The organism is Lacticaseibacillus suilingensis, from assembly GCF_016861845.1.
GTDB lineage: Bacteria > Bacillota > Bacilli > Lactobacillales > Lactobacillaceae > Lacticaseibacillus > Lacticaseibacillus suilingensis.
In genome coordinates this window covers 28,651-46,795 of sequence record NZ_BOLV01000011.1, presented here as the reverse complement: position 1 = coordinate 46,795, position 18,145 = coordinate 28,651, and the positions used below count along the sequence as shown (strand labels likewise).

Sequence of the window (18,145 nt, the reverse complement as noted above, 5' to 3'; positions counted from 1 at the left end):
TTGTTCAGTAACACTGTACCAAAGAATCACCGCAATCGCTAGACTAGAAGTTCTTGGCGTCAGGCTTGAAGTAGCCGTATTCCTCAAAGAAGGCTTGGCGGAATTCGTTCAGCTCATCCTTCGCGATAGCTTCTCGCACCTGCTTCATCAGATGGAGCAGGAAGTAGACGTTGTGATAACTGGCCAACCGTTCACCAAAGGTTTCATCCGCCTTCAGCAAATGGCGGATGTACGCCCGGGTATAATTGCGGCAAGCGTAGCAATCGCATTGATCATCCAGCGGCGTGAAGTCATGGGCGTACTTGGCGTTTTTCACCACCAAGCGGCCATGCGACGTCATCACGGTACCTTTGCGACCGATGCGAGTGGGCAGCACGCAGTCGAACATATCGATGCCGCGCAGCACCCCATCGATTAAGGCATCTGGTGAGCCCACGCCCATCAAGTAGCGCGGCTTAGTTTCCGGCAGCAGCGGCGTGGTGAAGTCAAGGACGTGGTTCATTTCCTCTTTCGACTCCCCAACTGACAAGCCGCCAATGGAATAACCTGGGAAGTCCAAGCTAACCAGGTCTTTGGCACTTTGTTGGCGCAGATCTTTGAACCCTGCCCCTTGCACAATACCAAACAGCCCCTGCGTTGCCGGATTCTGGTGCGCCTTCAGGCCGCGCTCGGCCCAACGACTGGTGCGCGCAACACTTTTTTTGACGTAATCATAGCTTTCAAAAAACGGCGGGCACTCATCCAGGCTCATCATGATATCCGGGCCAAGGGCATTTTCAATGCCAATCGCTTTTTCCGGCGACAGGAACATTTTGGCCCCACTGATGTGGTTCTTAAAATGCACCCCCTCTTCGGTGATGTCGCGGTTTTTGGCCAATGAGAACACCTGAAAGCCGCCGGAATCAGTCAAGATTCCCTTGTGCCAGTTCATGAACTGGTGCAGGCCGCCGGCTTCTTGGACGATTTCCTCACCAGGGCGCACCCAGAGATGATAGGTGTTGGCCAAAATGACCCCTGCCCCCATCGTTTCCAGTTCCTCAGGCGCCAGCGTTTTGACTGTGGCCTGCGTGCCCACTGGCATAAACATTGGGGTCGGGAACGTCCCATGCGGGGTGATCAACTCACCCAGGCGCGCGCCGGAGTGTTTGTCTTGGTGAATCAAGCGGTATGAAATTGCAGGTGCCATAATGCCTCCTAGGTCGTTTCGTTGCAACAAAGTCGTGCCGCGTGCTATCCTCAAGCTAGGGAATCCGCTTTTCTCGTGATCGAAATTTACGATGGATGTTCCACGCAGCGATGCGTTAAAAGAAAATCTTGGGTTGTTCGTTTTCGTAGTTGGTTGCGGATTCCCGCCGCGGACCACGTGGTGAGGCTCGGTGTGAACCGGGCCTTTTTGCGTGGGACAGCACGGAAGCCGGAGCCTACTCTAGTTGCGCTCCAGGTGGCCAGCGCCGGAGTGGGTTGATCAGCCTGTAGCGCATAGCGCGTACAGGCTGACATGCGGCAGCAGCTACGCCAGCTGGCCCGCCACCAAAAATCGGTGGCAAACCATCTGGCTAGGCTAATCATCCGGCTAAAAGCGGGCACCTTCCGCAGCCTTGTGTAGTTGCGCTCCAGGCGGCCAACGCCCGAGCAAATAGCTACGCTCTGAGTCTCATCGGCAAAGTTCGCCGATAAGGCTCAGAGCTAGGCTATTTGTCGGGCTAAAAACGGCCACCTTCCGCAGCCTTTTACTTGTGAATATACATGGCGTCGCCAAAGCTGAAGAAGCGGTACTTTTCTTCAATCGCGTGGTGATAGGCGTTCAGGATGTTTTCGCGACCGGTGAAGGCGGCGACGAGCATGACCAACGTGGACTTTGGCAGGTGGAAGTTGGTGATGAAGGCATCGACCAAGCGCCACTGGTAGCCAGGCTTGATGAAGATGTCGGTCCAGCCGGAGTCAGGTTTGATCTGACCGTCGAACTTGGTGCCGATCGTTTCCAAGGTGCGAATCGAGGTGGTGCCGGTGGCGATGATACGGCCGCCATTGGCTTTGACTTCGTTGAGCGTGTCCGCGGCTTCTTGAGAGAAGCGGTAGAATTCGCTGTGCATCTTGTGGTCTTCAATGTTGTCCACAGACACCGGCCGGAAGGTGCCCAGGCCGACATGGAGCGTCAGATAAACGAGCTTCACGCCTTTGTCTTTGACCTTTTGCAATAGTTCTGGGGTCCAGTGGAGGCCAGCGGTTGGGGCGGCCGCCGAACCCATTTCCTTGGCGTAAACGGTTTGGTACATCTCCGGGTCATCGAGCTTAGCTTTGATGTACGGCGGCAGCGGGGTTTCGCCAAGCTGATCCAGAATCTCCATGAAAATGCCGTCGTAGTGGAACTCAATAATGCGACCGCCGTGATCCAGTTCTTCCTTCACGGTTGCCTTCAACAAGCCATCCCCAAAGTCGATTTCAGTGCCAACTGGGGCTTTTTTGGCTGGCTTCATCAAGGTTTCCCATTGGTCGCCTTCTGTGTTGTGCAGCAGCAGCACTTCCATGTGGGCACCGGTGTCTTTTTTCACACCATACAACCGCGCTGGCATCACCCGGGTATCGTTCATCACCACTGCGTCGCCGGGGTTCAGGTAATCCAGAATGTCGTAAAAATGCTTATCCTCATACGCACCAGTTTCCGCGTTCAACACCAGCAAGCGGCTGGCGTCACGTTCCTTCAGCGGCGTCTGGGCAATCAGTTCATGAGGCAAATCATAGTCAAAGTCTTCAGTAGTGAGCATGTTATCCTTCCAATCATTTAATGGGTAAAGGGAATGTGCAAATGGTCATAACCCGCCGGCGTCACCATGCGGCCGCGCGGCGTGCGCTTGAGAAAACCGATTTGCAGGAGATAGGGTTCATACATTTCTTCGATGGTCGCGGTTTCCTCGCCGATGTTCGCGGCGATGGTGTTCAGCCCCACTGGCCCGCCATCATAGTCGCGAATCATCATGCCCAGCAACTTGCGGTCGATGGCATCCAGACCGCGGTCATCCACTTGCAGTTGGGCCAAAGCGTGATCCACCAAAGCGACATCCAAGTCGGAGTCCGCCACATCGGCAAAATCGCGAATGCGCCGCAACAAGCGGTTGGCAATCCGCGGAGTGCCCCGTGAGCGTCGGGCCACTTCCAGTGCGGCACTGTCTGGCACCGCCATATTGAAAATCGAAGCCGAGCGCAGCACGATATGCTTCAGCTCATCTTCGTTGTAGTACTGCATGTGTTCCGTGATGCCGAAGCGGTCACGCAGCGGCGCCGACAGCATTCCGGCTCTGGTCGTGGCGCCGATCAGCGTAAACGGCGGCAAGGGAAAATGCACCGGGTGCGCGGTTGGGCCTTCCCCTACCACGATATCGATGTAAAAGTCTTCCATCGCCGAGTACAGCATTTCTTCAACGATTTTCGGTAAGCGGTGAATTTCATCCACGAACAGGACATCGCCTGGTTGCAGTTCATTCAGCATCGCCACCAAATCGCCCGGCTTTTCAATCGCCGGGCCAGAGGTGGTGCGAATGTGCACGCCAAGTTCGTTGGCAATCACCAAAGCCAGCGTAGTTTTCCCTAAGCCAGGCGGGCCATAAAGGAGCACATGGTCCATGGCTTCTTCGCGCTTCAACGCCGCTTGAATGTAGACGGTGAGCTGCGACTTCACCGCAGTTTGGCCGATGTAGTCGGCTAACTGATGCGGCCGCAGACTCCGCTCAATAGCGTCGTCATCCGGCTCAGCGTCTTTTGATACGATTCGCTCGTCTGCCACAACAATCCTCCTAGCTCAATAATTGTAACCCGCGGCGCAAATACTCATCCGTCGTCGTCGCCCCACTGGCAGTTAACGGCTTTTCTAACTTTGCCACCGCTTTGTCTGGGTAACCCAGGGCCACCAAGGCGGCCATGGCATCCGCTAAGGCGGGGTCGACGTTTGCCGTTGCCGGCGTCGGATCGGCTTCTGGGGTCAGGTGCAGCTTACCTTTCAAATCCAAAATAATCTGCTGCGCGGTTTTTTTGCCAATACCAGGGAACTTCGTCAAAAAGCCCACGTCGCCGCTGGCCACAGCTTGGGCCAGGCCGGTGGTGTCGGCATTGGCCAAAATCGCCAGTGCGGACTTCGGCCCAATCCCGGTCACCGTCAGCAGCTGGTTGAAGGTTTGCTTGGCCGCTTGGTTTTCAAACCCATACAAGGCCTGGTCGTTGTCGCGGATGATGTGCTGCACATAGATTTTGGCTTGCTGGCCAATCGTGTAAGCATAAGGGTTGCCCATCAGCAGGCGGTAGCCCACGCCTTGCACATCCAGCACCACATAGCCTGGCGCGACATCAGCGACGGTGCCATTCAAGTATTCGTACATAGTGCCCTCTCTTTTCAGTACATATGTTTGCAACCCAGTTTACCATAAAAGCCGGCTTTCGCCCATGCACGCCAAGGCTGTTTTACCGGCGTTCTACGACTTAAGCCCAAGCGCCAAGTGACGAAACTGTTCGCACGCAATGCTAGGCAGCACTGCTTCAAGCTGATAAAATTATCCTCGAAAGAAGGTGACGCTTTTGAGCGAAACGACCTCACGCCGGCTGATCAACATTACCGCCTTGTTGAGTCTCCTGGCAATCATTGCCGTGACGATCTACTGGTATCGCATCGGGGTCTTTAAAAACCTCAGCAACCTCCAGAATTACCTCAACGGCACTGGTTTTGTTGGGCCATTGATTTTCATCGCCATTCAAATCGTTCAAGTCGTCATCCCCATCATTCCTGGCGGCGTCAGTACCGCGGCCGGGGTGCTCCTGTTTGGCCCCTGGCAAGGCTTTTTATATAACTACATCGGTATCTGTATCGGCTCTTTCATCAACTTCTTCCTGGCGCGCCGTTACGGCAAGCCCTTCATTCTCCATATCGTGCCGGAAAAAGTCTTTGAAAAATACATGGCCTACGCCAAGAACCAGCAGAAGTTCGACATGTTCTTCGCCGTCGCCATCATCGCGCCAATCGCGCCAGACGACGTGCTTTGCCTGATTGCCGGCCTGACCCATATGAAAACCCGGATGTTTTCTTGGATCATCATTCTGGGCAAACCCATTACGATTGCGGCTTACAGCTGGGCGTTGATTTTCGGCGCGCATTGGCTCCTGCGCTTGTTCGGGTAACTGAAGCCAAACTGAAAGAGGCAGTGCTTGCATTCATGCGAGCACTGCCTCTTTGTTGTTTACCCTATCTGTCTCAGCCCGCGCCGCCGGTTAACCCGGCGCTGGTTCAGGCCAAGCGCCGCCAGCAAGCCAACGCCCAGCCACACCACCAGCGCGTGCTGCGTTTCCCCAGTAGCCGGTAGCGGACCAGGCGAAGGCCGCTTTGGCGGCTGTTCCGTCGGTGCCCCCGGCGTTGGCCAAGTTGGCGGCGACGCAACAAGGGTGAAGCTCGCCGTGCTGCGCATCTGATCAGCTCGCACCGGCTGCGCGGTGTAAAAGCTGAAGCTCAGCCCAGCGATTAAAAGCCATCCCACTTTTTTCATAGGTCACCCCCGCTGTTTGCGGCCACGCCACCAACCGAGCCCGATGCCGAGCAGCAGCACGGCGACGAGCGCAACGGCCCATGGCCACCAGACCGGCGGATTAACTTTCGGCGCTGGTGCTGGGGCCGCGGCGATGACCTGCTTCAACGTGAAGTTCTTCGTCAAATGCCACTTGTAGTTGCCAGCGCTGGCGTCGATCACCAGCTGATACTCGCCTGCGGCCAAAGTTTTGGTCGGGGTGAGTTGGTAGTTGAAGGCTGAGGTGGGCGCCATGGCGTAATCCGTGTTCTTTTGGGTGTAAACGGCCGTCTTCTGACCAACCGGCAACACTTTTGCCTGCAACGTCAGCTTGCCAAACAGCCGCGGTGCAGTGTTTTGGAGGGTCGCTTGAATGTGCTCAGTGGTGGCCTTCACGGCATCCAACTGCACGGCTGGCGGCACCAGCTTTTCGCTAGTCTGCAGCTGAACCGCCACCACCATTGCGAAGGCGTTGGTAACTGCAAAGCCACTGCCAGAAGCTTCTGCCGGTGGCGTTTCATCGCGAACATACACCGCGCCTAGGATTTGTCCTGAGAAGCCCTCCGCTGGTGGTTTCACCTGAAAAGTCACCTTCCGGCCCTGATGCGCGGCCAAAATCAGCGAAATAGGTTTCGAGCCAATGGCCGTCAGTTGCAACTTGGCAGAAGCGGCCTTTTTCTGATTTGGCGCATAGCCCACCTGCCCATTGTCTTGCGTGAAGGCATTGGTCAGCTCCAGCTTCAGTTGTTTATCCTGATCCGATTGATTGGCCACTGTCACCGTCAAGGTTTGGGTTTCGCCCGGCTTCACCAGCAAGTTGAACCAACCAGTATCGCCACCGATTTGGTTCGCCGGAAGGTCTGGTGTCACTGTGAAGCCTGCCCCTTCCGCGGCCACTGGTTGACCTGGCCAGAACAGTCCTAGCAGGAGGATAAGCCACCACCATCGTTTCATAACCGCACCCCCTCTCACCGCAAAACTGGGACTAACTTGGGCCAGACCCCACTCTTGTCAAGAGATTTACTGACATGAGCAGATAAATGCTTTGAAAGCTGCCCGAAGCAATTGAGCAATGTTAAATCCTTAAGCTCCTGGCACTGCACTAAGTGTCCATGTCACAGTTGCCTGGTAGGTACCAGCAACTGCATTAGGAGTCTTTGCAAATGATAGTTTCGCGTCTTCAAGTGTGGATTGAACAATACCTGAACCTTTGCCCTCGGCCGCAGTAAGGATAGAGGTTTCACCGGTCGCAATGTTGCTTCCGGTCAAATTTTCATCCAATGTGTCGGTCTTTACTGCTCCTGTGAGGGTAAATTCAGTCGCAGAAAGGCTTGCGCTATTGTCTCCTAGTTTCGTAAAGCCACTGATTTTAGCGTTTAAGGTCCAACCTGCATTTGTGCCCCGAAAATCGTCGACTTCAATTGAATTAGAAGAATTGCCGTCGTACGCGGCCGCTCCGGTTTGAATAGTACCCTTTGTCAATGAGAAATCTAGCCCATTTGTAATTAAACCCTTCACTTCTTTCTCTCCGAAATTCAGGTTCGGCACCGCTTTCAGAAAAAGGTTGCCAGGTTGAATATTCACCTCGGCAACACTCTCAGCAGTTGCTACTTCTGTATCTGTTGCTAAGGTGAAACCGTCTGTAGTTCCAGTTGATAGATTGCTATCGCTAGTACCTGGTCCACTTTCTGCTGACACCACAGCCGGTGCTCCAGTCGTCAATAATGCCGCAATTACACTGCTAAATAACCATGTTGCTTTTTTCATCCCAAAGTCCCCCTTGAAATTACTGACTGTGTCTCTTACAAACGGTCGCCTTCCGGGCCTTACACTACCCTCATTGCAGGCGACCAACACGCACTAACTTACCCAAGATCAACAGTCGCTGGCCGCGGCGGGTCCAGCCTTATCCGGTGTCATTTGCGGGCCACGACCCCAGCCGTTAGCACCACCTCCTTAGTTGGCAGTCGGCACAACGCCTTGGCCAGACACCGCTCAACGCGCTGGCACAGCTCGCCATTGCTTTGAGTACCGGTCATCTTGCCACCAAATGCCAAAACGCGCCAGTTATTTGCTCATGCCATTAACAATCATTTCGCGCCAATTTTGCCGCTGACTATTAATTACGCAAATGCCGCACCAAGGCACTTTAAGCCAAAAAAAATAAGCCGATGACTCGACTTATTGTTTGGCGGCCAGCACCCGCGCTAGTGTGCTGATGGGTAGACCCACCACATTATAAAAATCACCAGCAATGGCTTTGACCAACAAACTGCCTTGACCCTGAATGCCATAGCCACCAGCCTTATCCAAGGGCTCGCCGGTCGCCACGTAATCCGCAATCTCCGTGGCCGTTAACGGCCAGAAGGTCACTTCGGTGGTCACCACTGTTTGCCGCATAGTTTTGTCTGGCCAATAAACGCACAGGCCAGTGTGGACTTGGTGCGTCTGCCCCCCAAGTGCGGTGAGCATTGCTGTCGCCGCCTCGGCCGTCTGAGGCTTGCCGAGCAGTTCACCGTTGAAAGCCACCATGGTATCGGCGGCAATCACTGTGGCTCCAGGATGCTCGCGCGCCACGGCGCCACATTTGGCTGCCGCCAGCCGCTGCACATAAGCACGCGGCGGCAGGATGGGCAAGGCTCGTTCATCAACGGCGGCCGGCATCACGGTAAAGTCAGGCACCACGCGCTTGAGCAGTTCTTGCCGGCGCGGTGAGTTGCTGGCTAAGATAATCATTTTGCGCCTCCGAAGCTGGTGTGGCTGTCCTGAATGCGCTTGAACATCTTTTCCAAATCCGTGTTGGAAAAATGCACCAGTGTCGGCCGGCCATGTGGACAGTTGAAGGGATTTTCGCATTCAGCCAGGTGCTTGAGCAAGGCCTCAGCTTGCGGGGCATCCAGGTGATGGTTCGCCTTGATGGCTTGTTTACAGCTCATCATGATGGCGGTTTGTTCCCGAAACGCCGCCACCGTGACATGGCCTTCATTCAGCACCCAGTCGATGATGGCACGAACCGTTTGTTCCTCCTCACCCTTTTTGAACCAGGTCGGATGCTGACGCAGGACGAAGGTGTTTTGACCAAAGTCTTCCAGTTCAATGCCGACGCCAGCCAGCACCTCGCGGCGGGCGCGAATAGTCACGGCATCGCTAGCCGGATAGTCCAAGGTAATCGGCACCAGCAGCGCCTGTTCATCGCTACTGACTTCGCCGATTTCCCGGCGCAAGCGCTCATAATTAACCCGCTCTTGGGCAGCGTGCTGATCCAGCATGTACAAGCCATCTGGCGCTTCTGCCAGCAGGTAAGTGCCATGAACTTGGCCAAGATAGCGCAGTTCGCTAGGGAAGCGTTCCTTTGGCTTGTCATCCCGAGTCAAATCCGGTACCACTGTCGGTTGGGGCGCTTGCTTGTATTTCTCATCCCAAGCGGCCAAGCGGTCAGGTTCATCGAAAATCGGCCGGGCATCCAATTCGTCGATGGCGAGGCCAGTAGAAGCGCCAGTCTCAGGCGTAGAACTTGGTTGTTCTGGCAGCGGTGCTGGGTCTTCATGCACCATATCCGGCGCGGCCGGCTGCGGATTGGTGACTTGGTTCAAGGCAATGGTCAGCTGGTCCATGTCCACTGGCTTGTGTTGCCGCAAGTTGTGCAAGGCATCGGGAATGAGGTTCTCCCGGCCGAGCCGCTCACGAATGGTCGTCGTCAGCAGGTTGCTCAGCTGGTCTTCCTTGCTGAGGCGCACTTCCTGTTTCGTGGGATGGACATTGACATCGACCAGCAGCGGATCGAGTTCAATGTTGATCACTGCCAGTGGGTAGCGCCCGACCATCAGTTTGGAGCCATAGCCGGCGATAAAAGCCTTGATGAGCTGGAAGTTTTTGATGTAACGGCCATTGACCATCAGGCTGATGTAATTGCGCGAGGCCCGGGTGGTGTCAGGTAAGCTCGTGTAGCCGGTGACTTTGAAATCCAAATCACTGCCGCTGAAATCGAGCATACTTTTGGCCACGCCAACCGAATAAATACCGGCGATGGTTTGCTGCAAATCGCCATGGCCGGCGGTTTTCATCACGAGGTTATTACCGTTTTTCAAGGTAAAGGCGATTTCCGGGTGCGCCAGCGCCAGCCGGTTCACGATGTCCAGAATATGGTTCAGCTCGGTGCTTTGCGACTGGACATACTTCAGGCGCGCCGGTGTGTTGTAAAACAGATTCTTCACGCTAATCTGAGTGCCTTGGCGCAGGCCTTCCGAGTGCTGGTCGATCAGCTTGCCGCCTTGGATATGGGCAATCGTCCCCAGCCCGGCTTCAGTCGCCGTGGCCAAGGTAACATCGGCGACGGCGGCAATCGACGCCAGCGCTTCACCACGAAAACCCAAGGTGTGGACATTGAACAAGTCGCGGGTGGTTAGGATTTTTGACGTAGCATGGCGCAAGAACGCCGTCGGCACATCTTCGGCCTCGATGCCGATGCCGTTGTCGATGATTTGAATCAGTTTCAGACCAGCATCTTGCACCACGACATCGACCTGGGTGGCCTTGGCGTCGATACTATTTTCCACTAATTCTTTGACCACTGAAGCCGGACGTTCGATCACTTCCCCAGCGGCGATTTGGTTGCTCAGGGTTTCTGAGAGCTGATGAATTTTAGGCATAATCTCACTTCTTCTTTAGCTGCTTTTGCAGATCGTACAACAAATTCATGGCCTCCATCGGCGTTGCCGCCATCAGGTCAAACTTAGCCAGCTTCTTGAGCACTGGGCTGTCTTTCGGCTTCGGCGGCTCTGGCGCAAACAAGCTCAGCTGGGCGTCTTCTGCCGGGGCCGCGGCGGCCGGGGCTGGTTCTTGGCTGTTGTCTTCGAGTTTGGTCAAAATGGTATCCGCGCGGTTCAGTAGGCTGCTTGGTAGCCCGGCCAACTTAGCGACGTGAATCCCGTAAGACTTATCCGCCGGGCCTGGCATCATTTTGTGCAAAAAGACCAGCGTGCCGTTTTCTTCCACGGCCCCGACATGGACATTCGCCAGCTTTGGAAGGTCGTCCGCCAAGGCGGTGAGCTCGTGATAATGGGTCGAGAACAACGTCTTGGCGTGGACATGATCATGCAGGTACTCGATGATGGCCTGGGCCAGCGCCATGCCGTCATAGGTGGCGGTGCCGCGGCCGATTTCATCGAACAAAATCAGCGAGCTGGCAGTGGCATGACTCAGCGCCGCGTTGGCTTCCAGCATTTCGACCATGAAGGTACTTTGGCCATTAGCCAAGTCGTCGGCAGCGCCGATGCGGGTGTAAATCTGATCAAAAATCGGCATGCTGGCGTCATCGGCCGGCACAAACGACCCGGCCTGGGCCATGATGACGGTTAACGCTAGCTGGCGCATGTAGGTGCTTTTCCCGGACATGTTTGGCCCAGTAATCAGCAGGATATCCGTGTCCTTGTCCATCACGACATCGTTGGGGATGTACTTGGCTTCCCCCAGCACCTGCTCCACCACCGGATGACGGCCGCCATGAATGGCCAGGTCGTGACTACCGGCGTGCATGGCGGGCCGGACGTAATGGTCGTTTTCAGCCACCACGGCGAAACTCTGCAGCACATCCAGCGCCGCAATCTGCGCTGCCAGTTTCTGCAGGCGCGCGATTTGGTCTTTGACCTGACCGCGAATGGTCTGGAACAAATCGTATTCCAGGCCGGTGGCGCGTTCTTCCGCCTCCAAAATTGTGCTTTCCTTGGCCTTCAGCTCCGGCGTGGTAAACCGCTCAGCGTTGGTCAGGGTTTGCTTACGCTCGTAGCGGTCTTCTGGCACCTTGTCGAGCTGACTGTTGGTGACTTCGATGTAGTAACCAAACACTTTGTTGTAGCGAATCCGCAGGTTGTGAATGCCGGTAGCTTGGCGTTCAGACGCCTCCAGGTCCGCAATCCACTGCTTGGAATTGGCCATAGCATCGCGATATTCATCCAGCTTGGCATCATAGCCGCGCATGATCACGCCGCCATCGGTGACCGAAATCGGCGGTTCCGGTTCAATGGCGCGCCGAATCAGCCCCGCGACATCCGCCACTGGATCGATGGCTTTCAGCAGTGCGGTAAAGCTGCCATCGTCAAGTTTTTGCAGCACGGCTTGCACCGTTGGCACTTGGTCGAGAGAGGTTTGCAGCTGAATCAAGTCCCGGCCATTGACTGTCCCAAATGCCACCCGGCCCGCGAGGCGCTCCAAATCGTACACTTTGGTCAGGCGTTCTTGCAGCTCGCTGCGTTCAAAATAATGATCCAGCAAGTCTTGAACCTGGTTTTGCCGGGCTAAAATGGCGTTTAAGTCTAGCAGCGGCCGATCCAGCCATTGCTTTAGCAAGCGGCCGCCCATCGCGGTTTTGGTTTTATCCAGCACGGCCAGCAAGGTGTCGCCTTTGCGGCCCGTGCGACTGTTTTTGATGATGTCCAGGTTGGTGCGGGCGTCCTGGTCCATTTCCAAATAAGCCGCTGGTTCATAGTAAACGGCCTTTTGGATATGTGCCAGGCTACGTTTTTGCGTGGTGAGCAGATACTGCATCAGCATCGACACCACCTGCACCGCGAGTTGGTCAGTCAAGTCCTGGCTGACATAGCTGGCTTCCGCGGAGACCACGGCGTCGGCCTTCGACAGCAGGCGCTCGCCTTGGCCCAGCAGCTTCTCGTCTTCGGCACTGAGTTCATTCGGCACGACAATTTCGCGGGTGCCTAACGCTGCCAGCTCATTTTGCAAGGTGAAGCGATTGCTCAGCACCGTCACCTTGAATTCGCCTGTTGATAAGTCAGCATAGGCCATGCCATAGCGACCCTCTTCTGGCACCACCGCAGCGAGGTAGTTGTTGGACTTGGCCTCGCCGATTTTGACGTCCATCTTGGTGCCAGGCGTGACCAGTTGAATGACTTCGCGCTTGACCATGCCCACGGCTTTTTTGGGGTCTTCCATTTGTTCACAAATGGCGACCTTATAGCCGCGGTCAACGAGAATGTCGATGTAGCTTTGGGCAGCGTGATGCGGCACCCCACACATGGGAATGGGATTTTCGGCATTTTTGCTGCGAGCGGTCAAGGTCAGCTCCAGAATTTGCGAGCCCTTGATGGCGTCATCGTTGAACAATTCATAAAAGTCGCCAATGCGATAAAACAAAAACGCATCAGGATATTGATCTTTGACGGCCTGATACTGCTGCATCATCGGCGTCGTACTGGTTTGCTTGGCCATGGTTTACTCCCTCACTCCAAATCGTTACCTATTATTTTAACACTAACTTCAGCGCTTGCGGGCAGTGCCTCAGCCCACCAAAAAACGCCAAGTTCCGCTGGGGAGCTTGGCGCCGCGACTGGTCGAAAGTTAGCTGGCATCAGCCGAGGTTAACGGCTTTTCAATGATGACCAGGTCTTTCACGCGGATTTTTTTATGCAAGTCGCCTTCGATTTCGGCTTTGGCCGAGTGGCTGATTTTGAGCGCTTGCGGATCGTCATTGGGCAACAGTTTGCTCAAGACGAAATCCACCTCGGTTTGCTTAATGTTGCGATGCTCATGCGTCATCACAATATCCAGCTTATCGAACGCTTCAATCGAGTACACATGCACGGAGCCGAGCGTATAGAGCCGGAACGTTTTCACATTGCTCTTACCGTACAGATACCGCATGGTGTAAGGCAAAGACTTGTGCAAACTAAAGTTCAGACGAATCGGATTTTCAATTAATTTCATACGAATCAGCTCCTTTTCCCGTTTTATTTTACCACGCTGACCCCTGCCTGCGCATGTCTGACGCTACCGCAAGCAAAAAAACGATGACTCGCTCATTGCAAGTCACCGTTCTTAATAGTTGCGCTCCAAAAGGCGGGAGCCTTTGGTAGCAGCCTGGTTAGATTACATCATGCCGCCCATGCCAGATGGGTCTGGTTGCGCTGGCGCAGCAGTCTTTGGTTCTGGCTTATCAGCCACAACCGCTTCCGTGGTCAGCAGCAAAGCAGCAACTGAGGCCGCGTTTTGCAAAGCAGAACGGGTTACCTTAGTTGGGTCGATGATGCCGGCTTCAGCCAAGTCTTCCCATTCGCCGGTAGCAGCGTTGAAGCCAAAGCCAGTCTTTTCGTGCTTCAGGCGTTCAACAATGACGGAGCCTTCCAGCCCGGCGTTGGTGGCAATCTGACGGACAGGTTCTTCCAAAGCACGCAGGACAATATTGATCCCGGTTTGGACGTCGCCGTCTTCCTTCAGGTCAGCGACTGCCTTAGCAGCGTTGACCAAAGCAACACCGCCACCAGCAACGTAGCCTTCGTCAACCGCAGCACGGGTAGCGTTCAAGGCATCTTCAATGCGATACTTGCGTTCCTTCAGTTCGGTTTCCGTAGCGGCCCCAACACGGATCACAGCAACCCCGCCGGCCAACTTAGCCAAACGTTCCTGCAGCTTTTCCTTGTCAAAGTCAGAGGTGGTTTCGTCGATTTGCTTGCGGATGGTGGCCACGCGTTCAGCAATGGCATCCTTGTCGCCAGCGCCTTCAACAATCGTGGTGTTGTCCTTGGTTACCGTCACCTTGCCGGCTTGGCCAAGCTGATCGATCTTGGTGTCCTTCAGGTCCAGACCCAAGTCGCCAGTGATGACAGTGGCGCCAGTCAAAGCAGCGATGTCTTCCAGCTGAGCCTTGCGGCGATCGCCGAAGCCAGGGGCCTTAACGGCAACGACATTGAAGGTCCCACGAATCTTGTTGAGGACCAAGGTTGGCAAAGCTTCACCGTCAACGTCATCAGCAATGATCAAGAGGGCCTTGCCTTGTTGCACGATTTCTTGCAGCAAAGGCAGGATGTCTTGGATGTTGGAGATCTTCTTGTCAGTAATCAAGATGTAAGGATTGTCGAGGTCAGCTTCCATCTTGTCGTTATCGGTCACCATGTACTGGGACAGGTAGCCGCGATCGAACTGCATCCCTTCAACAACGGAAAGCTCAGTTTGAATCCCTTTGCCTTCTTCAAGGGTGATAACGCCGTCGTGACCGACTTTTTCCATGGCGTCAGCAATCAAATCGCCGACTTCTGGACTGGAAGAAGAAACGGAAGCAACCTGCGCGATTTCTTTCTTGCCGTTGACCTTGTGGGAAATCTTGTGCAATTCATCAACCGCAGTCTTCGTTGCTTCTTCGATCCCTTTGCGGATGCCAACGGGGTTAGCACCGGCGGTTACGTTCTTCAGGCCTTCACGAATGATGGCTTGGGCCAAAACAGTCGCAGTGGTGGTCCCATCACCGGCGATGTCGTTGGTCTTGGTTGCGACTTCGGCAACCAACTTGGCACCCATGTTTTCGTAGTGGTCTTCTAATTCGATGCTCTTGGCGATGGTCACACCATCGTTGGTGATTTCTGGAGCACCGTAAGACTTATCCAAAACCACGTTGCGACCTTTAGGCCCAAGGGTGGTTTTAACGGTATTTGCTAACTTATCGACGCCTTCCAGCATGGAGCGGCGGGCATCTTCACCAAACTTAATTTCTTTTGCCATTTGTGTCTTTCACCTCATATATAGTTTAGTTAATGACGAGCAGGAGTCTGAACTCTTGCTTACTCAACGATGGCCATGATGTCCTTTTCGTGCAGGACCAAGTAATCGTCACCTTCGTATTTCACTTCGGAGCCGGCATACTTATCGTACAGGATCGTGTCGCCTTCCTTGACGCTCAGTGGCAGCCGCTTACCTTCTGGTGTAACGCCGCCTTCGCCAACGGCCACAATCTTACCTTGTTGTGGCTTTTGCTTAGCGTTGTTGGCCAGGACGATACCGCCAACGGTTTCTTCCTCGTCTTCAACGACTTTGACGATCACGCGATCTCCTAATGGTTTTAACAAAGCGATCCCTCCATACATGTTTAAGTTTGTTTTAGCACTCTTATGTCTTAAGTGCTAACTACAATAGATACTATAACCAGTTTCGGTTGCGAATGCAACCCTTTTACCCCACTCTGTTATACTTGGTGAAAAGAACGGCTCAGACGGGTTCATTGAAGGAGGCACCTTTCTTGTCACTCAAAAAACATGCTGCACAAATCCTCGGCCTCTACGTGGGACTACTAGTGTTATCACAGTTAGCCCTCGCCTTTCTGCCAGGCCAAGCCGGGCTGTGGCTGATAATCGGCCTCGGCCTCGTGGCGGCGATTTGGGCCTGGCGCTGCGACCGCCAGCTGGTGGTTGCTAACGCGATTGAAACCCCAGGCGTGGCCAGTGCCCAAAGTCGGGTCATCTGGGGGGTGACGGGCATTGCCATTGTCTTGGTGATCCAGCTGCTCGGCACTTGGCTCGAGAACTTGCTGTTTCACACCGCAGCGCCGACGTTAACCCAGGCCACCACCACGCTGCACACTTTGCCGCTTTATGCGCTAGTGCTGATTGTCATTTGGCCACTGCTGGAAGAATTGGCCTTTCGCCGCGTGATTTTCGGTAATTTGGCCGGGGTGATTGGCACATTTGGCGCCGCCTTGCTATCGGGCTTGCTGTTTGCCTTAGCCACTGACCCGGCCCATTGGCTCACTGCCACGTTGGTCGGTATCGCCTATGCCTACCTGTATCGGCAAACCGGTAGCGTCGAAACCCCGCTAATTGCCCATATTGGCATGCTGGCCTTGACCCTAGGGTACGCGTTCGTCCATTAACCCTGCAATCATTAAGCCTGCGTTAAATTCGCCAGCGAAGTCGTGCGTTTAATCAAAATATTTCTACAATAGAAAAAAACGAAAGCCGAGGACCCTTATGGATAGTCGCGTTAACCGCCGGAGCAACCGCCCCCGCCGGCCCTTACTTAAAATCTTGTTGCTTGTCATCACCACGCTGTTGGTAGGCGTTGGCGCTTATGGACTGCGGCTGTATTCCCAAGCCAAGTACGCTGTCGATTCCACTTACCATGGCATTGGCACCGAAGATGGCGACCAAAGTCAAGTGGCAGCAACCATTAAGGCCAAGAAGCCCTTTGCGATTTTGCTGCTAGGCGTGGACACCGGTGCCTTGGGCCGCAGTGAAACCGGCCGTTCCGACACGATGATTGTGGCGGTGGTCAATCCCAAGAAAAAAACCACCACCATGGTGTCCATCCCCCGCGACACCGCAGCGAAGATGATTGGCACCAAGTCGTTCAACATGCAGAAAATCAATGCCGCTTACGAAATCGGCGGCTCCAAAATGGCGGTGAATACCAGCAGCAGTTTGGTCAATGTGCCGATCAAGTATTACTTAACCGTCAACATGGGCGCCTTGGAAAAAATTGTTGATGCGGTGGGCGGGGTTGATGTCAATGTCGCCTTCTCCTGGTCAGACCCGAAAGTCGGCAATTACAAGTTCACCAAAGGCAAAATGCACCTGAATGGCGCCGAAGCCTTGGCTTACGCTCGCATGCGGCATCAAGATCCTAAAGGTGACTATGGCCGTCAAGAACGTCAGCAACAGGTGATCAAGGCCATTGTCAAAAAGGCCCTGTCCACCGACACCTTGAAGAACTTCGATAAGCTACTGAAGACCGTTTCGAGCAACATGCGCACCAACTTATCATTTAATGACATGATGGCGCTGGCCACGAACTATCGCAGTGCGGCGAAGAAGATTACCTCCACCACCCTGCAAGGCCATGACGCTTGGGTTTATCCTGGGCCATCGTCTTACCAGATTCCATCGACCACCGAACTGCAGCGAGTTTCCGATCTGCTGCGCACAGCGCTGGGTCTGCAAACTGAAACCTTGACCAACCAGAACGTCCGCGAAAACAATGCCAATACCAATTTCAATTTTGATAATGCCGCGGCGCAAACCTACGTGCTCTATAATCCGGATCTATAATGCTAAGCCCGCCAGTGTGCGGGCTTTTTTGTTTACCCTGCCACGCAAAAACGACCCGCCAAGCGAGTCGTTTGAGTCAGTCTATTCAATATCGTCTTCGTCGGTATCCTGCAGGGTTGGACCATAGTGATCCAGGAAGTAAATCAGGGTCTGCAGCTCAGTGGCCAAATCAACGTTTTGTACCCGCACATAGCTTGGCACCGAAATCCGCAGCGGCGTGAAGTTCATGATGCCTTTGATACCAGCAGCCACCAGGTTATCGGTGATGCCTTGCGCGGCATCGGTTGGCACCGTCAAAATGACGATCTCGATTTGCTGGTCCTTGAGCTGTTTTACCAGTTCGGACATCGGATAAATCGGCACGCCACTTTGAATGGTGCCAGCCAGCGCTGGATTGACATCAAAACCAGCCGAAATACGGATGTTATTGGCCTGGCGGAAGTTGTAATTCAACAGCGCGTGGCCAAGATTCCCCACCCCAACCAAAGCGACGTTGGTGAGGCGGTCTTGATTCAGGATTTTTTTGAAAAACTTCAGTAGGTCCATGACATCGTAGCCATAGCCCCGTTTGCCCAAAGCCCCAAAATAGGAGAAGTCGCGGCGAATGGTCGCGGAATCCACTTTGACGGCTTCAGAAAGTTCGGTTGATGACACTTTGGTCGTCCCGGAATTGGCGAGAAAGTTCAGGTACCGGTAGTAAAGCGGCAGGCGCTTTGCCGTTGCCTTGGGAATAATGGTTTCAGCCATATGATGAATCCTCCTCGATCTCTGCCGCATTAC

General features: G+C 54.4%; 18 protein-coding genes. 3 read left to right on the top strand and 15 right to left on the bottom strand.

Features of this window, described 5'->3' with window-relative positions:
- Positions 1–43: 43 nt before the first annotated feature.
- The 4 genes from tgt to ruvA form a co-directional block, all read right to left on the bottom strand.
- Positions 44–1,186, bottom strand: a complete 1,143-nt coding sequence (gene tgt, locus JUF11_RS07875) for a tRNA guanosine(34) transglycosylase Tgt (protein ID WP_125579781.1) — start codon at positions 1,184–1,186, stop codon at positions 44–46.
- Between the two features lie 544 nt (positions 1,187–1,730).
- A complete protein-coding gene (gene queA, locus JUF11_RS07870; RefSeq protein WP_125579784.1) occupies positions 1,731–2,765 on the bottom strand; it encodes a tRNA preQ1(34) S-adenosylmethionine ribosyltransferase-isomerase QueA in 1,035 nt (344 codons plus the stop codon).
- A 17-nt stretch (positions 2,766–2,782) separates the two neighbouring features.
- A complete protein-coding gene (ruvB, locus tag JUF11_RS07865) occupies positions 2,783–3,781 on the bottom strand; it encodes a Holliday junction branch migration DNA helicase RuvB (RefSeq protein WP_204119115.1) in 999 nt (332 codons plus the stop codon).
- Positions 3,782–3,791: 10 nt separating this feature from the next.
- On the bottom strand, positions 3,792–4,370 hold the full coding sequence (gene ruvA, locus JUF11_RS07860; protein WP_204119114.1) for a Holliday junction branch migration protein RuvA: 579 nt from the start codon (positions 4,368–4,370) through the stop codon (positions 3,792–3,794).
- Positions 4,371–4,566: 196 nt separating this feature from the next.
- On the opposite strand from ruvA, the gene JUF11_RS07855 reads away from it, so the two are divergent.
- Positions 4,567–5,163, top strand: a complete 597-nt coding sequence (locus JUF11_RS07855) for a TVP38/TMEM64 family protein (protein WP_204119113.1) — start codon at positions 4,567–4,569, stop codon at positions 5,161–5,163.
- A gap of 59 nt (positions 5,164–5,222) precedes the next feature.
- On the opposite strand, the gene JUF11_RS07850 is transcribed toward JUF11_RS07855, so the two are convergent.
- The 10 genes from JUF11_RS07850 to groES all read right to left on the bottom strand — a co-directional run bounded on the left by JUF11_RS07850 (position 5,223) and on the right by groES (position 15,391).
- Complete coding sequence (locus JUF11_RS07850) at positions 5,223–5,525, bottom strand: LPXTG cell wall anchor domain-containing protein (protein ID WP_204119112.1); 303 nt, start codon at positions 5,523–5,525, stop codon at positions 5,223–5,225.
- Between the two features lie 3 nt (positions 5,526–5,528).
- Positions 5,529–6,497: a WxLIP family cell surface protein gene (locus JUF11_RS07845; RefSeq protein ID WP_204119111.1), complete on the bottom strand. Its 969-nt coding sequence runs from the start codon at positions 6,495–6,497 to the stop codon at positions 5,529–5,531.
- Positions 6,498–6,626: 129 nt separating this feature from the next.
- Positions 6,627–7,310 carry a WxL domain-containing protein gene (locus JUF11_RS07840; protein WP_204119110.1) on the bottom strand — a complete coding sequence of 228 codons (684 nt, stop codon included), beginning with the start codon at positions 7,308–7,310 and terminating at the stop codon, positions 6,627–6,629.
- Positions 7,311–7,459: 149 nt separating this feature from the next.
- Complete coding sequence (locus JUF11_RS13300) at positions 7,460–7,582, bottom strand: hypothetical protein (RefSeq protein ID WP_268886763.1); 123 nt, start codon at positions 7,580–7,582, stop codon at positions 7,460–7,462.
- Between the two features lie 142 nt (positions 7,583–7,724).
- Positions 7,725–8,279, bottom strand: coding sequence for a Maf family protein (locus JUF11_RS07835; RefSeq protein WP_204119109.1), 555 nt, complete (start codon positions 8,277–8,279; stop codon positions 7,725–7,727).
- Positions 8,276–10,192 carry a DNA mismatch repair endonuclease MutL gene (gene mutL / locus JUF11_RS07830; RefSeq protein WP_204119108.1) on the bottom strand — a complete coding sequence of 639 codons (1,917 nt, stop codon included), beginning with the start codon at positions 10,190–10,192 and terminating at the stop codon, positions 8,276–8,278. Before mutL ends, JUF11_RS07835 begins: the two co-directional genes overlap by 4 nt.
- Before the next feature lie 4 nt (positions 10,193–10,196).
- Positions 10,197–12,764 (bottom strand): DNA mismatch repair protein MutS, encoded by a 2,568-nt coding sequence (gene mutS / locus JUF11_RS07825; protein ID WP_204119107.1) that lies wholly within the window; start codon positions 12,762–12,764, stop codon positions 10,197–10,199.
- A 129-nt stretch (positions 12,765–12,893) separates the two neighbouring features.
- Positions 12,894–13,259 (bottom strand): DUF1827 family protein, encoded by a 366-nt coding sequence (locus JUF11_RS07820; protein WP_204119106.1) that lies wholly within the window; start codon positions 13,257–13,259, stop codon positions 12,894–12,896.
- A gap of 162 nt (positions 13,260–13,421) precedes the next feature.
- Positions 13,422–15,047, bottom strand: a complete 1,626-nt coding sequence (gene groL / locus JUF11_RS07815) for a chaperonin GroEL (RefSeq protein ID WP_204119105.1) — start codon at positions 15,045–15,047, stop codon at positions 13,422–13,424.
- Positions 15,048–15,106: 59 nt separating this feature from the next.
- Positions 15,107–15,391, bottom strand: a complete 285-nt coding sequence (gene groES, locus JUF11_RS07810) for a co-chaperone GroES (protein ID WP_204119104.1) — start codon at positions 15,389–15,391, stop codon at positions 15,107–15,109.
- 170 nt (positions 15,392–15,561) lie between these two features.
- On the opposite strand from groES, the gene JUF11_RS07805 reads away from it, so the two are divergent.
- Both JUF11_RS07805 and JUF11_RS07800 read left to right on the top strand, forming a co-directional pair.
- Complete coding sequence (locus tag JUF11_RS07805; protein WP_204119103.1) at positions 15,562–16,191, top strand: CPBP family intramembrane glutamic endopeptidase; 630 nt, start codon at positions 15,562–15,564, stop codon at positions 16,189–16,191.
- A gap of 97 nt (positions 16,192–16,288) precedes the next feature.
- On the top strand, positions 16,289–17,365 hold the full coding sequence (locus JUF11_RS07800) for an LCP family protein (protein ID WP_204119102.1): 1,077 nt from the start codon (positions 16,289–16,291) through the stop codon (positions 17,363–17,365).
- Positions 17,366–17,446: 81 nt separating this feature from the next.
- On the opposite strand, the gene JUF11_RS07795 is transcribed toward JUF11_RS07800, so the two are convergent.
- Positions 17,447–18,112, bottom strand: a complete 666-nt coding sequence (locus JUF11_RS07795) for a redox-sensing transcriptional repressor Rex (RefSeq protein ID WP_204119101.1) — start codon at positions 18,110–18,112, stop codon at positions 17,447–17,449.
- Between the last annotated feature and the right edge of the window lie 33 nt (positions 18,113–18,145).